Below are 17,074 nucleotides of genomic sequence, written 5' to 3' on the forward strand. Positions count from 1 at the left end.
AAACTATCTAGATACAAAAAATATAACTAAGTTTATGCATAATCACTTTTAGTTTAATTCTTACTTAGCGTAAGAAGAAAGGTGAGAAGTTTTTACAATATGGACTATGTATATGAATTCTGAATGCGTTCGTTTTCAGAATTTTTAGGAATTGCTTTATTAATCTTATTAGGTAATGGTGTAGTGGCTGCGGTTAGTTTTAAAAGAATGTCAGCTAACCAACCAGGTAAGTATGTTTTAGTGGCATTTGCCTGAGGACTTGCAGTATTTTTAGGGGCATTAGTTTCATCATCACTGAATGGTTATGGACATTTAAATCCAGCACTAACATTGATGGATATTATTGTTAGTTCTAAAAAAGAAGTGATTATAGATAATTCAATTTATACGTTAGCAGTAGCAGCATTTAATGTTAGTTATACCCGTGCTTATATTATTGTTTTCTTTGTTTTTTTAATGTTTCAACTATCTGGCGCAATGTTTGGTCAGATCGTTTTAAATTTCATTAACTTTAAGTTTTTAAAAGATAAAGAAAATGATATTTTCACGATCAGAAATATGCATTGCACTACTCCTGTTTATAAGAATAAAGAAGATAAAGCTACGATTTTTAACTTTGCTTATGAACTAGTTGGCACCATGGTTTTATTAGGTGTTATTTTAGCTCTTGGTTCTAATGTTTTTGGCAATATTCAACTTGGTAAATTAGAAGGTGTGGCCGTATTTTTCTTAGTATCAGCAATCGGTATGTCACTAGGAGCAGCAACAGGTTATGCGATCAATCCAGCCCGTGATTTTGGTCCAAGAATTATTTATTGATTAACGATTAAAAAATTCAGAAAGGATGATGTGGTGGCTAAGTTTGCTAATTGAAATTATGCATGAGTTCCTGTATTAGCACCGTTGGTTGCAGGTATTATTGTTGGAATATTCGGAATTATTAAATAAGGTATATCAAAAATGAAACAAAAATATGATGTAGTTATTATTGGTGGTGGAATTATTGGTTCTGTAATTGCTTATCAATTAGCAAAATATAATTTAAAGACTGTTTTATTAGAAAAAAATCCTGTGTTTGCTGACGAAACAACAAGGGGAAATTCTGGAGTAATTCATGGTGGATTTGATCCAGATCCACATAAAATTGAAGCTAGACTTAATGTTTTAGGTAATAAGATGTGAAGAGAAGAAATCTTCAAACATCTAGATTTTCCAAGAGCACAAGTTGATTCATTAATTCTTGCTTTTAATGATGATGAAATGGATGATGTTCATATGCTATATGAACGTGGGTTGACTAATGGCGTGCTTAAAGAAGATATGCAAATTCTAAACACTCAACAAGTCTTAAAGAAAGAACCTAACATTAATCATAATGTTAAAGGTGCTTTGCTATGCACTTCATCATGAGCAATTGATCCAGTAAAAGCAACATTAGCATTTTTAGGCGCAGCACAACAAAATGGAACTGAGTTAAGAAAAAATGCTAATGTGACAAAGATAAAATATAGCAACGATCAATTTGAAATCACAATTAATAATAATGAACTAATTACTTCAAAAAATATTATTAATGCCGCTGGTCATTATGCTGATAAGATTGCTGAATTAGCTAATTATCCTGACTTTAAACAAACAACAAGAAGGGGTGAATATCGGATTTTAGATCGTTCATTGAACGGTATTGTTAATTCAATTTGTTTTATGGTGCCAACCATTCACGGTAAGGGTGTAGTTGTTGCTCCAATGTTAGATGGTCATGTTCTAGTTGGTCCAACTGCAGAAGAAGGTATTGATAAACAAGACACAAGATTAATAACAGAAGCTAAGTTTAAATACATTGGTGAAATTGGCAAAAAAATTATCCCATCACTTGATATGTCAAAAACAATTATGACCTTAGCTGGATCTCGTCCAATTGATATTAAAACTAATGATTTTGTTATTGGTTATGCAAAACAAAATAATCACTTTATTAATGCTGCTGGAATGCAATCACCAGCTATTGCATCTGCACCCGCTATTGCACTAGAAATTGAAGAATTACTGCGTAAAAATGATACAAAATTAGATTTAAACAAAAATTATAATCCAAACTTTAAGATCTTTTATTAATTAAAAAAACAATATCAAATGAGCAATAAAAAATATATCATGTCATTAGATTCTGGGACTACTTCATGTAGAACCTTAATCATTGATCAAAAGGGTGAAATTGTTTCAGTTTGTCAATCTGAATTTACGCAATTTTTTCCACATTCTGGTTGGGTAGAACATGACCCAATTGAAATCTGAACAACACAATTAGGAACGATGCAATCTGCTAAAAATCAAGCAGAAATTCATACCAGTGAAATTGCAGCAATCGGGATTACTAATCAACGTGAAACAATTGTGATGTGAGATAAAGAAACTGGTTTACCAGTTTATAATGCGATTGTTTGACAAGATAGAAGAACCAGTGAGTATTGTGATGAACTAATCAAACAAGGCCATGAAAAGATGATTAGTGAAAAAACTGGTTTAATTATTAACCCATATTTTAGTGGAACTAAAATTAGATGAATTTTACAAAACGCCGAAGCAGCTAAGAAAAAGTTAGCTCAGAATAAATTATTATGCGGAACGATTGATACTTGATTAATTTGAAAACTAACCGAAGGTAAAGTTCATGCTACCGATGTTACTAATGCATCTAGAACGATGCTATTTAACATTCACACATTAGAATGAGATCAAGAAATCTTAGATTTATTAGAAATTCCAAGATCAATTCTTCCAGAGGTTAAATCTTCATCTGAACTATATGGTTATAGTGAACCAAGATTTTTATCACAACGATCAGAACACAAAGTGCCAATCTCTGGTGTAGCTGGTGATCAACAAGCAGCATTATTCGGACAATTATGCACTGATGTTGGTATGGTTAAAAACACTTATGGCACAGGTTGTTTTGCTTTAATCAACACAGGAACAAAAGCGATCCAATCTAAAAATAGGTTATTAACTACAATTGCTTGAAGAATTAAAAATCAACCAACAATTTATGCTCTTGAAGGTTCAGTGTTTATTGCTGGTTCTGCAATTAAATGATTAAGAGATTCAATCAAAATTTTATACAGCGCTTCTGAGTGTGATTTTTATTGTGATCTAGCAGAACAACAAGAAGAACAAAATGTTTATATTGTTCCTTCATTTACTGGTTTAGGTGCTCCTTATTGAGACTCATATTCAAGAGGTGCTATCTTTGGTTTAGAACGTGGCACAAAAAGAGAACACATCATCAAAGCTACAGTAGAAGCCATTGCTTATCAATCTTATGATTTACTAAAAGCTATGGAAAAAGATTTAGAACAAAACATTAAAGTTCTAAGGGTTAATGGTGGTGCTAGTAATTCTAACTATTTAATGCAATTTCAATCATCAATTTGTAATCTAGATGTTGAACGTCCAATTAGTGTAGAAACAACAGCACTAGGTGCAGCATTTTTTGCAGGTTTAGCCGTAAATTATTGAAATTCTCTTGATGAGATTAAGAAAATTTATAAGGTTGAAAAAACCTTTAAACCCTGCTTAAATCAAGCTGAAATTAATAAGAAAATTAAAGGTTGAAACGAAGCTGTTAAAAGAACGCTTAGTTGAACTAAAAGTATTGAATAATTTTAGTTAAAAAACTAATAATTTTTATTAATCTAATTAATACTAAAATATTAAAAATTAACGGTAAATTTTAATAAAAATTAAATTTTATCCAAATTAAAAAATTTAAATATGAAAAAGATAATTAATAATCCTAACGATATATTAAATCAAGCAATATCTGGTTATGTAGCTGGTTATAAAAATTTAGTAAAACAACTTGATAATTTACCCATTGTAATTAGAAAAAATAAAAAACAAAATAAGGTCGCATTGATCTCTGGTGGAGGTAGCGGACATGAACCTGCTCACTTAGGTTATGTTGGTTATGGAATGCTTGATGCAGCAGTTTGCGGAGATATCTTTACTTCACCTAGTGCTGATAAAATTTATGAAGCAATTAAAGCAACAAATTCTAATAAAGGTGTTTTGTTAATCATCAAAAATTACAGTGGTGATGTCATGAATTTTGAGATGGCAGCTGAGATAGCGCTGGCTGAAAATATTGATGTTAAAAAAGTGATTGTTAATGATGATATTGCTGTTGAAAATTCAACATATACAATCGGAAGAAGAGGTGTTGCTGGAACTGTATTAGTTCATAAAATTTTAGGTGCTGCTGCAGAATTGGATTATTCATTAGAACAATTAGAAGAACTTGGCAATAATCTAGTTAGCAACATCAAAACAATTGGTATGGCAATTAAACCTTGTTATGTTCCGACATCTCAAAAACTAAGTTTTGATCTAAATGATAATGAAATTGAAATGGGAGTTGGTATTCACGGAGAACCAGGTATTCAAAAAGAAAAATTTAGTTCAGCTGATGATCATGTTGCTTATATGATGAATAAATTATTAACTGAATTTGAATTTAATAAGAACGATGAAATCGCAGTTATGATTAATGGCTTGGGAGCTACAACTAATACTGAGTTATTTATTGTAAACAACAAAGTATCTAGCATCTTATCTAAGCATCAAATAAATGTTTATAAAACATTTATTAATAACTACATGACTTCATTAGATATGGAAGGTTTTTCAATTACTTTATGTAAGTTAAATAAAACCACAAAAGCGTTATTGGATCACAAATCAGATGCAGGATTTTTTAAGGTATAGTTATGAACAATGTAATTAAAGTATTCAACAATATAGCCGCAGTTATTATTGAAAATAAAGACTATTTAACTGAACTAGATCGTGCTATTGGTGATGGTGATCATGGCATTAATTTAGCCAGAGGTTTTGAAAAAGTTCAAATCGAATTAAAGAATTTAGATGATAAAAATATCGCTGAAATATTTAATAAAGTGGCAATGACTTTAATCTCAAATGTTGGCGGAGCTAGTGGAGCAATTTATGGAAGCGCTTTTCTTAAAGCAGGAATGTATCTTAAATCAGTTGAACAATTAAATAATGATGTAATCACTATGATCTGAGAAGAAATGATCAAAGCAATTCAATCTAGGGGTAATGCTAAGATTAATGAAAAAACCATGTTAGATGTAATTATTCCAGCTTATGAAGCATATACATTAGCAATCAAGAATAATGATCTTAAAACAGCATTCAAACATGCAGAACAAGCAGCAAAACTAGGTGTTGAAAAAACTAAAGAACTAATTGCAACCAAAGGTAGAGCTTCTTATCTTAATGAACGTTCAAAAAATCATATTGATCCAGGTGCTTATTCTAGTTATTTAATAATTAAAACAGTTTATGAGTCTTTATAAAATAAAACTATGGTTGGTATTGTAATCGTTTCTCATAATTACAAACTAGGAGCTGAAATCATTAACTTCGTTAATGAAATGAAGTTTGCTAAGTTTGAAATCATCAATGCGAGTGGCATTGATGAAAATACTTTTGGTTCAGATCCACTAAAAATTAAACAAGCAATTCAACAAGCATGAACTGATGAAGGAGTATTAATTTTTGCTGATATTGGATCATCAATTCTAAATGCTCAAATGGCAATAGAATTCTTAGATGAACAATTTGATAAATCAAAAGTAATTATGGCTGATGCTCCAATTGTTGAAGGCGCATTAGTTGCTGTTTCGTTGAATGTTGAACAAGATAATGTGATGGTCAAAATTCTTGATGAATTAGCTAAATTAAAGACTCTTAAAAAAGTTTAATTTGTTCAAAATTTACGGATATTTTTAACAAAAAAGACATCAATTAAGCGTTGATGTCTTTTTGTTTTGTTTGTTAGAAATTTATTAAAATTTCAAAACAGATTATCTATTAACAGTTAAGAAAGTCATGTTTGGATAAACCGTTCATTTAGCATCAGGTTGTGATTTAGATTTTAAACCAACAACGAAGACATAGTTAGTTGACACATCATCACGTAAACTAATTCTTCAGTCATCGTATTTACCTTGTTCATTTTTAAGAGGTGAATCAACCATTGGGTTACCACCTTTTTCATAAGTGTTCTTAGAACTATCAAATGAATCAACTGTCGCTTTTGCTCCTGTTTTTTCATCAAGGGTATCACCATAAGTAATAAATGATAATAATTTTGATCGATCAATTGTTTCTTCCAAGAACTTATTCATGTTGTTTCTGTAAGTTCCGATATAACTAAACAATAAAGTTAAGATTGTATTACGTATAACATAGAATCTTTTATCGTTACCAACATTTTCTGTTGTTACTGGATAACCATAGTCATTTGCGTGAACTTTTTTAGCAAAGATTTCAAAATCATACGCATCAGTTGGAACAAATTTTCCATCAATGCCATATTTAACAGTTGCTCAAATTTTATAATCACCAATTCTTGTTGATAAATAAGGAATTTGAAGTGGGTTTATTGATCAATCTGTATTTTCGATTTTTACCCCTAAATTATCTTTGCCAACTCGATAAAATCTTCTTTCAATCCATAAACGGTTAGCATCTCCGTCAACACCTCATCTATCACCTCTGTTTGATTTTTGATCTCCAGGGAAAACTAAACCTTTGCCCGCTTCTACTTTGTGGTTAAGTTCGCTTGTTGTGTCATAAACATTGAAGTTATTAGTTGAGAACTGATCACCATAAGCTAATTGAACAGATAATTGTGATGGTTTTAAGTTAATTGCAGTAATGCTATTAATTTGGAATTCGATTAATTCATCACCAGCTTTGTTGTTAGTAACTGTAATTTTGCCACCATCTAAACCAGTTAATTTAACAACAGAATTACCTGCTTCATCTTTGGTTGGTGATTCATTAACTGTCATTCTTCCTTCAACAAAGAATTGTTGAGAATTAGAAACATCTTTGAATTTTTCGTGGAATAAATTGTTTAAATGAGAAGTTTTAGCACCATCTTCTAATAATCTAGTTGATGAAGAAGTAGTGATTGCTTCTTGCTTCATTAGATCTTCAAAACTAACATATTTAGCATCACCAATATTAATATCTCTTGAATAGAAATTATCAATAAAGTCAATCGCAACATCATTAACTTTATTTGAAAAACCTTCTAATTTAAATGAAAAAGTTCTTGATCTTTTTCTAGCATCTTGTCTGTCACGTAATGTTAATGTTGTATTAACAATACCTTCATCATCATTAGCTGAAATAATTTTGAATTCTTGATTAAATGAATCAAATTTACTATCTAAATGAACACTTAATTTATCAGGAGTTAAACTTTTAGCCTTAACATTCTTAGTTCCGTTTTCAATAACAATATCTTGAGGTTTTAGCATTGCTAAAACCGCATTAGCTTGATCAACTATTGAATTTGAATTGTCATCAACTGGAACTGTTGGTTCAGTGGGATTGCTAACAGGAGGATTAGGATTTATTGGGTTCTTGTTTTTATAATCATCTATTGGGTTTTTATTGTCTAAAACTTGCTCTTTTCAAACAACATTAGTGCAGCTTGAAGCAATGATCCCTACGATAGAAAAAACAGATAAGAATGCAGATGCTTTTGCTAGATTTTTCTTTTTCATATTTAATAACTGTTTAACTAATGAATAAATCGTGTTTATAGTTTTGTTCTTAATCTCTTAAATAAAATGATGAGCTTTATTATTTTTGTTTATTAAATACCATATTTATGTAAAACAAAACTAATCAAATTTATATTTTACATCATTATTTTATTTAATTCTATTTTAAACCCTTTTTGATTTATTTACAATAAGATTTTTTTAAACTGATTAAAGTTGTTATCAATTAACAATTTTAAGCTTAGTTTTTACTTAAATATTTAAGTAAATATTATTTGAATTAAATTAAAAAATAATAAATAAAAAATTAAGAAATCATCGATAAAAACGATGAATTTCTTAAATCTCTTATACTTATTTAACGTGTTAAATAAGTGTGGTTTTTATGATTATTCTATTTACCAGCTGGACCTTTGATGTGAAGAATAGTTATTGTGTTTAATCATAAATATTTATCAAACAATTCTTCGTTGATACTGTTGTAAGCAATTCTTGAAAACAATAAATAGTTAGTTGCTTCTTCTCTATTTGAATCAATTAATTCTTCTCGATTAGCTCTAGGTGCAGTGCTAGAGTCTTTTAATTGACTTCTACCTTTACCATCTTCACGATTATCAGATCCAAAGATTTGTAAAGCAAACTCGTTCCAGAAGAATGCTTCATTATCTTTTAAGGTATTAGAAGTATTACTGTAATATGTTTTTAATTCATTATCACTTTGTAATAATTCATCTGAACTAACAGCTTCACTAGTTAAATTATTACCACGAACAATTTTTTTAGCTCTTAATCTAGTTCGATAGAAATCTTCTTCTACTTTAATACCATCATAGATATATCGAGATTTAAATAAGATCTTGGTATTATTTTTTGGTGGAATGTATGGAATTGTAATTGAGTTTATTTTAAACTCTTTATCATTATCAACTTTTAATTTAATACGGTTAGATACTTCATCAAAAACATAAGCACTATTAGGTTGGTGTGCTTCTTTTTTATAAGCATCTAGATTTGATTGGTTTTTTGGATCAAAGAAAGCATAACCATCAATATCTAATGTTCCAACTGTAATATCAATATCATCAGGTAAGATGTTTTTAGCAACCAACCCTGGAACATCAACTTCAAAATCAGATGATTTTGATTTGATCTTTAAGCTATGTCCTTTTTTAGGCACTAAATAAAAACTTACTTGATATTGCCCTTCATCTCTTCACAATAAACTAACAGAGGCAGAGCCTGTTAAATAAATATCTTCTTTTTTAAATTCAGGATATGTTTGTTTAATTTTTTCAATCTTTTGTTGGCTTAGTGCGCTAACAAAATAATCACTAAAACCATTCTTAGTGCTAGCTGATCCATCTGGTCAAACTGGGGTTTGTTTATTTAGATCAATAATTGTTTTGTAATTAACATTACCTAGATTGATTGCTTTTTTAGTTTGTCGGTTGTTTTTAGCTCCAACAGTGATCTCATCAAAAATTGCACCATCAATTGATGTGGCAATCGATTTAAAACCACTAAACATAATCTCATTTGATTGAACGGTTTTGTTTTTCTTACTAAAACTTACTTTAATTGATACCGTTCCATTACCTTCACTACGTGATGAAACTTCAAGGTTTTGTTTTCAGCCAGCTGGTAAAATACTTGCATTCAATAAGATAAAGTTTTTATCACTAACATCAGCCACCTTAATCGTTTCACGATTAAGAATATTATTCGTATTAGCTTGCACAACACGAAATGAATTATCTGATAAAGAATTAATAAAACCCTGAACTTGTTGATATTCAACATCTAATTCGTTTTGAGGTTTGTTATCATCATTAGTTGAACTAGCTGGTGGGGTTTGCGGATTAATCGATGGGTTTGTAAGATTAGGATTAGAAACACCATCAATTGGCAATTTAGTTGGTGGGTTGGAATTAATTGGTTTTTCTTCTTTTTTATTAGCAATATTTGTGCAAGAAGATAATATTAAACAACCAGCTGTAATTATTGAAAAAGTATTAGCTAAATTTAAAAAAGCTTTTTTCTTCATATTTCACTCAAAGATGATTATGTTTTTTTGATCTTTTTAATTATCTATTTATAGATAATTGGATAATATTAATTTTATTCTTTTTTTAAATAATAATCTAGTCATTTTTATTATTTAATTAAAAAAAGAGGGACGCTCCCCTCTTTTTTCTACAAAGATGATATGATGCTATTTTAATTTGATAGCAATCAATTAAACTCAGATCGTTTATTTAATACTTATTGATTAATATAATGTGGTTTTAATTAATCATTAAAGACTAGATAAGCTATCCATCTTCACGTCTTGTTTTTGTTCTTCACTAGCAATAAACATTGGTAAAGAAATTAGACGCATTTTTTTAGCTTTTACTGAACGTGGAAAGACTGTTAAGTCTTGGTTGTAAATTGTTACTTTTGAGTTGTATAATCTTCTGCTTGAAGCAATTTCAGTTTCAACATATTGACTTGAACTCATTAATTCAGCCACTACTGATGAAGATTTAAGGTTTGGATAGTTTTCAAAGTTAATTCTGATATCACGGCTTAATGTATCAATAATTTTTTGATTTTCATTAGCTTTGGTAATATCAGTTCCAGCATTAGTCATTGAACGAAGTTTGGTAATGTTTTCCATCGTTTCTTTTTCAAACTTCATATAACCTTTAGTTTCTTCTAACAGTTTGATTAACATATCTTTTCTTTTAGTTAGATTAACATCAATCGCACTGGCAGCTTGGTTTACTTCAACTTGTTGACGGTTAAAGCTATTACCTCATTGGTATCATTTAACCGTTAAAATAATCCCACCAATAATTGTTAATCAACTAAGGATATATAAGAATCATCATAAACCAACATCACCACTACTAGCTTGAGAAGAAAATGTTGTGTTATCAACATTAGGATTAAATCCTGCTTCAGTTTTTTTATTTGGATCGACTAACATTTTATTTATATCTCCATTATATTAATCATTTAACTCTTTTAATTCTAATAAAAGATTTTTTAATTTGCGAATGATACCGTTTAATTCAACATTTTTTAATTCATCATTATTGACAGGGTTAACAATAATGAAATACCCATCATCATTAGCTTCGATCGAGATTCTTGGGTCGTAATTATTACGAATTTGTTCTAAGATTTCAGCATAATAATCTTCTTGGTTTTGTTTAATAATCTGATGAGGATTTAATAATCATAACTTAATCTTTTTAGTTCAATTATTAAATGTCGGATTATCTTGCTTATTAGTTATTTCATTATATAGATCATAATAACTCTGATCTAAATTTGATGAAATCAAGAAGGTATGATTGTTCTTATTTTGTTCTTTTGGTAAGAAGAAAATCTTCTTAGGTTCAGTAATATCAAAGAAACGTTCAAATTCAACAGGAATTGTTTTAGGTCCAACGTGCGCACCAACTACGGTTACATAATCAATTAGAATTTCTGAACGGTATGATTGGTATAAACAATCAAATTCAACAAACCCATCAGCATTATTATGACGTTTTAAAACCTTAATTCATGGTCGTCTTGCTGGTTCTTCATTAATGAAGAACAAATTTTCTGGTTTATCAATTCTTGATAGTATGTAGTTATAGTTTAATTCTTTTTGGTTGGTGATTTTGGTGGCAAAATTGTTTTCATTAGCAATCTTGTATTGGTTATCAAAGTTATACCATTCACGGTTGATTGTTGGTGATAACATGGCTGACATCATGCTTCTAGCTAATTGTTCAAAGTATGAATAAATAATATTTTTAACCTTGTTAGCAGCAACATTAATATCATCAAAACGATCGTTGATAACTGAATTAAAATTATATGAAGTATTAATCGCATCAACCACATAATCATCTGGTGGCATTAAGTTGAAATGATCGCCAATTTTTGAAAAATTCAACGCATTATTCGGGAATTGGCGATACCAAGTAACATAATCTTCTTGTGCTTTGATTGTGAAAAACTCCATCACATCAGCATCAATCATATCGTTGTTGGTATTAATCTTATAAAGTTTTGAAAACTCTGAGTTTTCAAACTTTAAGTGTTTCTTTTGATCTGTAACAATATCAAGATTATTCTTAAAGTTGGTTAATAATAACAAGCTTTGTTCAAAATCAACAAACGGCGTGTTTTCAATATGAGTGGCTTTTAAGGTTTCATATCGTGTTACTGTTCTCGTTCTTAGACCATCACCGTCATAATAAGTTTCAACAGCTTGATATGGAAATGTCATCGTGTTAAACGTTATGATGTCTCTGAAGTTTAAAAGCTTGACATAAGAATTAATGATCGGTGTGTTTTTATACTTAAAAATCATCGAAGCACTAATGCTTAAAAACCCATCTTGACGATTATAAAAATTCCATAATGTTTGGTTACAATTATTCTCATAACCAAGCCCTAGTTTTTTAGATACATAATCAATTATCGTGTGACACGATAATTGATTGGTAAATTGTAATGATAACTTTTTATGTTGATCAAATAAATAATTAATTTCAGCTAACTTATCTGATTTGTTGTTTTCAAATTCTTTAATGATCTTTCTATTTTTTAAATAGATTGGCATTAAGAATAATCCCAAGATTAAAAAGAACGAAACAAAGATAAAGAAGTTGGCAACTTTTCTACCAAGAATCTTATTGGTTTTTTTCTCGTTTTCAATTGCATGTTCTAGATTGCTAATCTGATTTCTTAAATCAGTTTGCTGATTTACTTCTTTATTATTAGCATTTAATAAATTATTTAAATACTCATCAAGAATTAATGGCACATCGTTGTTAATCTTCTTATAAAAGTTATTAATTGGATCAACAGTTACTTGTGTTGGATTTAATAAATAACTTTTATTTTGTTGATTAATTGGATGACTAACACCTTGATCGTTGTCAGTTAATTCTTGATTGAGTTCGTTGTATTTTGTTTCCATAGAATCAGTTATTAAAATTATACATTTTAATAAATCATCAACCTTTTGTGTATCAAGATCGAACTCTTAAAAATAACCAAAGCATTATCTGGTTATCCAAAAATGCTTAATAATGCTTTTTTATTATTAAGCATTTATTCTTATCTTTATAAAATATTTATAAAGATATAAGAATTAGTTTTGATTATGGCAAAAAATAAGAAGCAAGAATTTTATTGGGGTGGATCAACTGCTGCTACCCAAATTGAAGGGGCATACCAAAAAGATAATAAGGGCATTAACATCCAAGAATTGATGTTAAATGGACCAGGGGGAATGTTATCTAATAAACCAGATAAGAATAATCTTAAACTTGTTGGTATTGATTTTTATCATACCTACGAACAAGACATTAAATTGATGGCTGAACTGGGTTTAAAGATGTTTCGCTTTTCAATTGCTTGATCACGCATTTATCCTAATGGTAATGAAACAAAACCCAACCAAAAAGGCTTAGAGTTTTATAAGAAATTAATTAAAACATTAAAGCAATATAAGATCGAACCAATGATTACTTTAAATCATTATGAGATGCCTGTTTATTTAGCAAAAAAACATAACGGTTTTTTTGATAAATATGTTGTTAATCAATTTGTTAAATATGCAAAAACAATCCTAACAACATTTAAGAATGATGTTAAGTATTTCATTACGCATAATGAGATTAATATGATGCTTAAATATCCCTTATTAGCTAGCGGGATATTTAAGCAAAAATCAGAAGTTGATGATGTGATGTTATTACAAACAATTCACAACATGATGTATGCTCATGCTAAGGTGGTAAAGTTAGCCAAACAAATTAATCCAGAAATTATGGTTGGTTGTATGTTATTAGCCACACCAATTTATCCAGATAGTAGTGATCCAGCTGACATTTTATTGGCATACCAAAAAAATGAAGAAAACTTCTTATATAGTGATGTGATGGGTAATGGCAAATACCCAGCATGGTTTGATGCTTATCTAAAAACTAATAAGATTAAATTAAATATTACTAAGAATGAATTAGATATTATTAATAAATATCCATCTGATTTTATTGCAATTAGTTATTATTTTTCATGAACGGTTTCATCAGATAAGAATAAAGCTAATTATTGTGATCCAACACCATTTTATATTCCTGGTGATTCTGAAAAACGCTTTAAGAATGCTAAATTAAAACAATCTGAATTTAATTGAACAATTGATCCAACAGGTTTATATTACATGTTAAATGTAATTAATAATCGTTATCAAAAACCAATCTTTATTGTTGAAAATGGAATTGGTGTAATTGAACAATTAAATGAAAACAATACGATCAATGATGATTATCGTATTGAATATTTACAAGCACATATTGATCAAGTAAACAAAGCCAGAGACAATAACATTAACATTATTGGTTACTTGATGTGAAGTCCAATTGATGTTGTTAGTGTCTCTGGCAATTTAATGTCTAAGCGTTATGGATTAATTTATGTTGATCGTAATGATGATGGTTCTGGAACGCTTAAGCGTTATAAGAAGAAATCATATTATTGATATCAACAAAAGATTAAAACTGATTTTAAATAATTAATTAGATATTAATTAACTTGGTTTAGCAGTGCTTTCTGCTGGTTTATTTTCTTTGGCTGAAATGTGTAAGATTGTTACAGCATTTAGTCATAAATAGTTAGTTCGATCTTTTGCTTCTTTGTATGAGATTCTTGGGTATAACAAGTAATTTGTTCCTTTATCATCGTTAATAATGAACTTGGTGTTACCTGTTACATGAAGCAATTGTGGAATTCCCAGGCTTTTTTCTGTTGATGTAATTAAATTTTCATCAAGCCCACCTTTTCAGAAGAAGTCACCTCCACCATCAATATCTCTAGGATTTCTTTCGGTGTTTAATCAGTAAATACTTAACTTAGAATCAATTTTAGTTAGTTCTTCAGAACTAATGGCAACAGAACTTTTATCTTTTTCAGTTAAAACTTTCTTAACTCTTAATTTTGTTCCAAAAATATCAGATATATAGATCTTAGTTCCATCAAAAATGTATTGAACCTTAAACAATACTTGTTCAGTATTATTTGCACCAATATAAGGAATCTTAATTGGGTTGATCGTATATGGTTTATCGCCTTCAATATTAATGCTAATTTGGTTAGTTTTAGCATCATATTTATATGTGCTATCAGTTTTTGCTAATTCTTTATAAGCATCAACGTTTGATTGATCACGATTCTTAGCATCAAAAGTAGTTTCATTAGTAAACACACTTGATACAAAGACATGAATTGAATCAGGTAATAAGTCTTTGATAACTAAATTATCAACCGCAATCTCAATGTTTGCATTCTTCTTAGATTTAATAAGAACTGGATTATTATCATCTTTTGAAACAAGGTGATAAGTTAGTTGTCAGTCATCTTTATTTTCTTTATAAGCTGATTGAACTTTAAATGATCCAGATAAATAAAGATCAGATGAATCTACACCATCTTTATCTTGAGTTAATTTCTTAGCACTATCATTAAAGATCTTAGTAAATAACTCATTAAAGCCATTAGTTTTAACACCGTTAGATGTAACTTCTTTATTTAATGTAACTAAATTCTTAAATCCTGCTGTATCTAATTTTAAAGCCTTAACTGTTGTTTTTTGATCTTCATTAATCTTTGTATTAACTAAGATTTTATTAGCAATATCTAAGCTAATTGATTTGAATCCATGGATTGTAATTTTCTTAGTAATATCTTGTTGAGATTGTTGAGAAAATTTAACAGTTAAATCTAATGAACCTTTAGTGTCATTAGCATTAGTTAATTGATAACTAACTGTTCAATTAGCTAATAACTTAGCATCAATAGCGTTAGCTTTTAACTTAACGATATTATTTTTAACTTCACTAGCTTTTTTAGTAGCTATATCAAGTTTTTGATTATTATCAACTCACTCAAAACTATTAGCATTAAGTTTGTTAACTGCATCACTTAGAGTTTGTTGATTGTTGTGTTCTTCTGTTTGAAAACCTCTAATAGTAATATTCTTTGTTGTTTTAGATTGATTAGATTTTCTATTAGAATAAACAACTTTAATTACAACTTCACCTTTTGATGGATCTTTTGAAACAATGCTTATTTCTTTAGTCCATTCTGGACTAATTAGTTTGTCATCTTTTAGTGTAAAGTGGTTAGCATCAATATTTTTAACTGAAGTGTTAGTTTTGTCGATCGTGTTTTGATTATCAGTTAGAACAAAATCTTCTTCTTTTAAATTATTGAAAAATTCATTAACTTGATTTTCATCTGAAATAATCGATCTATTGTTGTTATTACTACAACTAGCAATCGTTGTAGTAATAACTGAACTTATACCTAGTAAACTAATAAATTTAAAAATATTCTTCTTTTTTGTCATTTGTTTAGAAAATAAAATCTAGGCTTTTACCTAGAAATATATAAATCTAACTTCAAAAATAAATCACTTCTATTATATAAGAAAGATAATTCTATAGATTATCTTTTTTGAATTATTGATAGTTGATTGGTTGGGGGTAGATATAAAAAAATACCTAGACGAGCTAGGTATTTAGTCAAATAATAACTTGTTATTTAATTATTATTTTTGTGAGCTTCCGCTTTGTTGTGTAGATGAAGCAGCAGTGAAGTCGTAAGTGAATTCTAAGCTTGCTTTATCTTTTTCATCAGTAGCATCTTTTTTAGCTAGGCTTAAAGTTAATTTAGATGAATTGTCATTAACTTTATCTACTTTTGTAACAGAGAATTCTCAATCTTTTGGTAATTTAGATTTAGCATCTTCTGTTAATGGGAAGCTTTCTTTTGTAGCATTAGCAGCTGTTAATTCTTTTGCAACATTGAAGCTTTCTTTAGTTAATGCTTTTAAGAATTTATCAGCATCATCTTTAGTAGCTTCTTTTTGTTGTTCTTGTTCTGTTCCAGCGCCTGTTCCAGTGCCAGTGCCAGTTCCTGTTCCAGTTTCAGTTTCAGCTTTAACTGTGTGTTTGAATCCAGTAACCTTAATTTCTTTAGAAGCATTTTCACTTCCTTTAACAGCTTTAACAGTTACTTTGATTTCACCAGCTGCAGCATCAGTAGCGTTGATATCAGTTGCACTAGCAGTTGTTGTTACTGTTCAACCAGTAAGTTTGTCTTTTTCTGCTTTAACTAATTCAAATTTAGAAATATCTTTAGTTTCAACTTCAGCTTTTGCAGTGATTTTTTCATCTTGACCATTAGAACCTTTTTTGTAAGATTCAATGTTAGCTTCAGTTAATGCGTTTAAAACTTTTTCAGCGTCAGTTTTTGAAACATCTTTAGAAGCTTCAGCACAGCTAGCAGCAGCTAAACCAACTACTGAACCTAGTCCTAGTAGACTAAATAATTTAAAAATATTTTTCTTTTTCATTTCCTAATTAAGATATGTTTTTGATCATGTGTATTACAGAACTTAAAATTGAAAAAATGAT

The 17,074-nt window shown here is 29.1% G+C and carries 13 protein-coding genes; 7 read left to right on the plus strand and 6 right to left on the minus strand.

Going from position 1 to position 17,074, the window contains the following annotated elements:
• Positions 1-99 precede the first annotated feature (99 nt).
• The 6 genes from JJE79_RS02270 to dhaM all read left to right on the plus strand — a co-directional run bounded on the left by JJE79_RS02270 (position 100) and on the right by dhaM (position 5,786).
• On the plus strand, positions 100-948 hold the full coding sequence (locus JJE79_RS02270; protein WP_255565814.1) for an MIP/aquaporin family protein: 849 nt from the start codon (positions 100-102) through the stop codon (positions 946-948).
• A gap of 12 nt (positions 949-960) precedes the next feature.
• Complete coding sequence (gene glpO / locus JJE79_RS02275) at positions 961-2,115, plus strand: type 2 glycerol-3-phosphate oxidase (protein WP_222926012.1); 1,155 nt, start codon at positions 961-963, stop codon at positions 2,113-2,115.
• An 18-nt stretch (positions 2,116-2,133) separates the two neighbouring features.
• Entirely contained in the window at positions 2,134-3,660 is a 1,527-nt protein-coding gene (gene glpK / locus JJE79_RS02280; RefSeq protein ID WP_222926013.1) for a glycerol kinase GlpK, read from the plus strand.
• A 111-nt stretch (positions 3,661-3,771) separates the two neighbouring features.
• Entirely contained in the window at positions 3,772-4,764 is a 993-nt protein-coding gene (gene dhaK / locus JJE79_RS02285) for a dihydroxyacetone kinase subunit DhaK (RefSeq protein WP_222926014.1), read from the plus strand.
• Positions 4,765-4,766: 2 nt separating this feature from the next.
• A complete protein-coding gene (gene dhaL, locus JJE79_RS02290; RefSeq protein ID WP_222926015.1) occupies positions 4,767-5,378 on the plus strand; it encodes a dihydroxyacetone kinase subunit DhaL in 612 nt (203 codons plus the stop codon).
• A gap of 9 nt (positions 5,379-5,387) precedes the next feature.
• A complete protein-coding gene (gene dhaM / locus JJE79_RS02295) occupies positions 5,388-5,786 on the plus strand; it encodes a dihydroxyacetone kinase phosphoryl donor subunit DhaM (protein WP_222926016.1) in 399 nt (132 codons plus the stop codon).
• Positions 5,787-5,888: 102 nt separating this feature from the next.
• On the opposite strand, the gene JJE79_RS02300 is transcribed toward dhaM, so the two are convergent.
• The 4 genes from JJE79_RS02300 to JJE79_RS02315 form a co-directional block, all read right to left on the minus strand.
• Positions 5,889-7,604, minus strand: coding sequence for a hypothetical protein (locus JJE79_RS02300; RefSeq protein ID WP_222926017.1), 1,716 nt, complete (start codon positions 7,602-7,604; stop codon positions 5,889-5,891).
• Positions 7,605-7,998: 394 nt separating this feature from the next.
• On the minus strand, positions 7,999-9,648 hold the full coding sequence (locus tag JJE79_RS02305; RefSeq protein WP_222926018.1) for a hypothetical protein: 1,650 nt from the start codon (positions 9,646-9,648) through the stop codon (positions 7,999-8,001).
• Between the two features lie 252 nt (positions 9,649-9,900).
• Positions 9,901-10,575, minus strand: coding sequence for a LemA family protein (locus tag JJE79_RS02310; RefSeq protein WP_222926019.1), 675 nt, complete (start codon positions 10,573-10,575; stop codon positions 9,901-9,903).
• A 21-nt stretch (positions 10,576-10,596) separates the two neighbouring features.
• Positions 10,597-12,570 carry a hypothetical protein gene (locus JJE79_RS02315; protein WP_222926020.1) on the minus strand — a complete coding sequence of 658 codons (1,974 nt, stop codon included), beginning with the start codon at positions 12,568-12,570 and terminating at the stop codon, positions 10,597-10,599.
• Positions 12,571-12,756: 186 nt separating this feature from the next.
• Here JJE79_RS02315 and JJE79_RS02320 point away from each other — a divergent pair, with 186 nt between their 5' ends.
• A complete protein-coding gene (locus JJE79_RS02320) occupies positions 12,757-14,172 on the plus strand; it encodes a glycoside hydrolase family 1 protein (protein WP_222926021.1) in 1,416 nt (471 codons plus the stop codon).
• Between the two features lie 15 nt (positions 14,173-14,187).
• On the opposite strand, the gene JJE79_RS02325 is transcribed toward JJE79_RS02320, so the two are convergent.
• Both JJE79_RS02325 and JJE79_RS02330 read right to left on the minus strand, forming a co-directional pair.
• Positions 14,188-16,005: a lipoprotein 17-related variable surface protein gene (locus tag JJE79_RS02325; RefSeq protein WP_222926022.1), complete on the minus strand. Its 1,818-nt coding sequence runs from the start codon at positions 16,003-16,005 to the stop codon at positions 14,188-14,190.
• Between the two features lie 201 nt (positions 16,006-16,206).
• The gene (locus JJE79_RS02330) at positions 16,207-17,013 is read right to left on the minus strand and encodes a lipoprotein 17-related variable surface protein (RefSeq protein WP_222926023.1); all 807 of its coding nucleotides are present in this window, start codon (positions 17,011-17,013) and stop codon (positions 16,207-16,209) included.
• Positions 17,014-17,074 lie beyond the last annotated feature (61 nt).

It is taken from the genome of Mycoplasma sp. E35C, from assembly GCF_019873825.1.
In the GTDB taxonomy this organism is placed as follows: domain Bacteria; phylum Bacillota_I; class Bacilli_A; order Mycoplasmatales; family Mycoplasmoidaceae; genus Mycoplasmoides.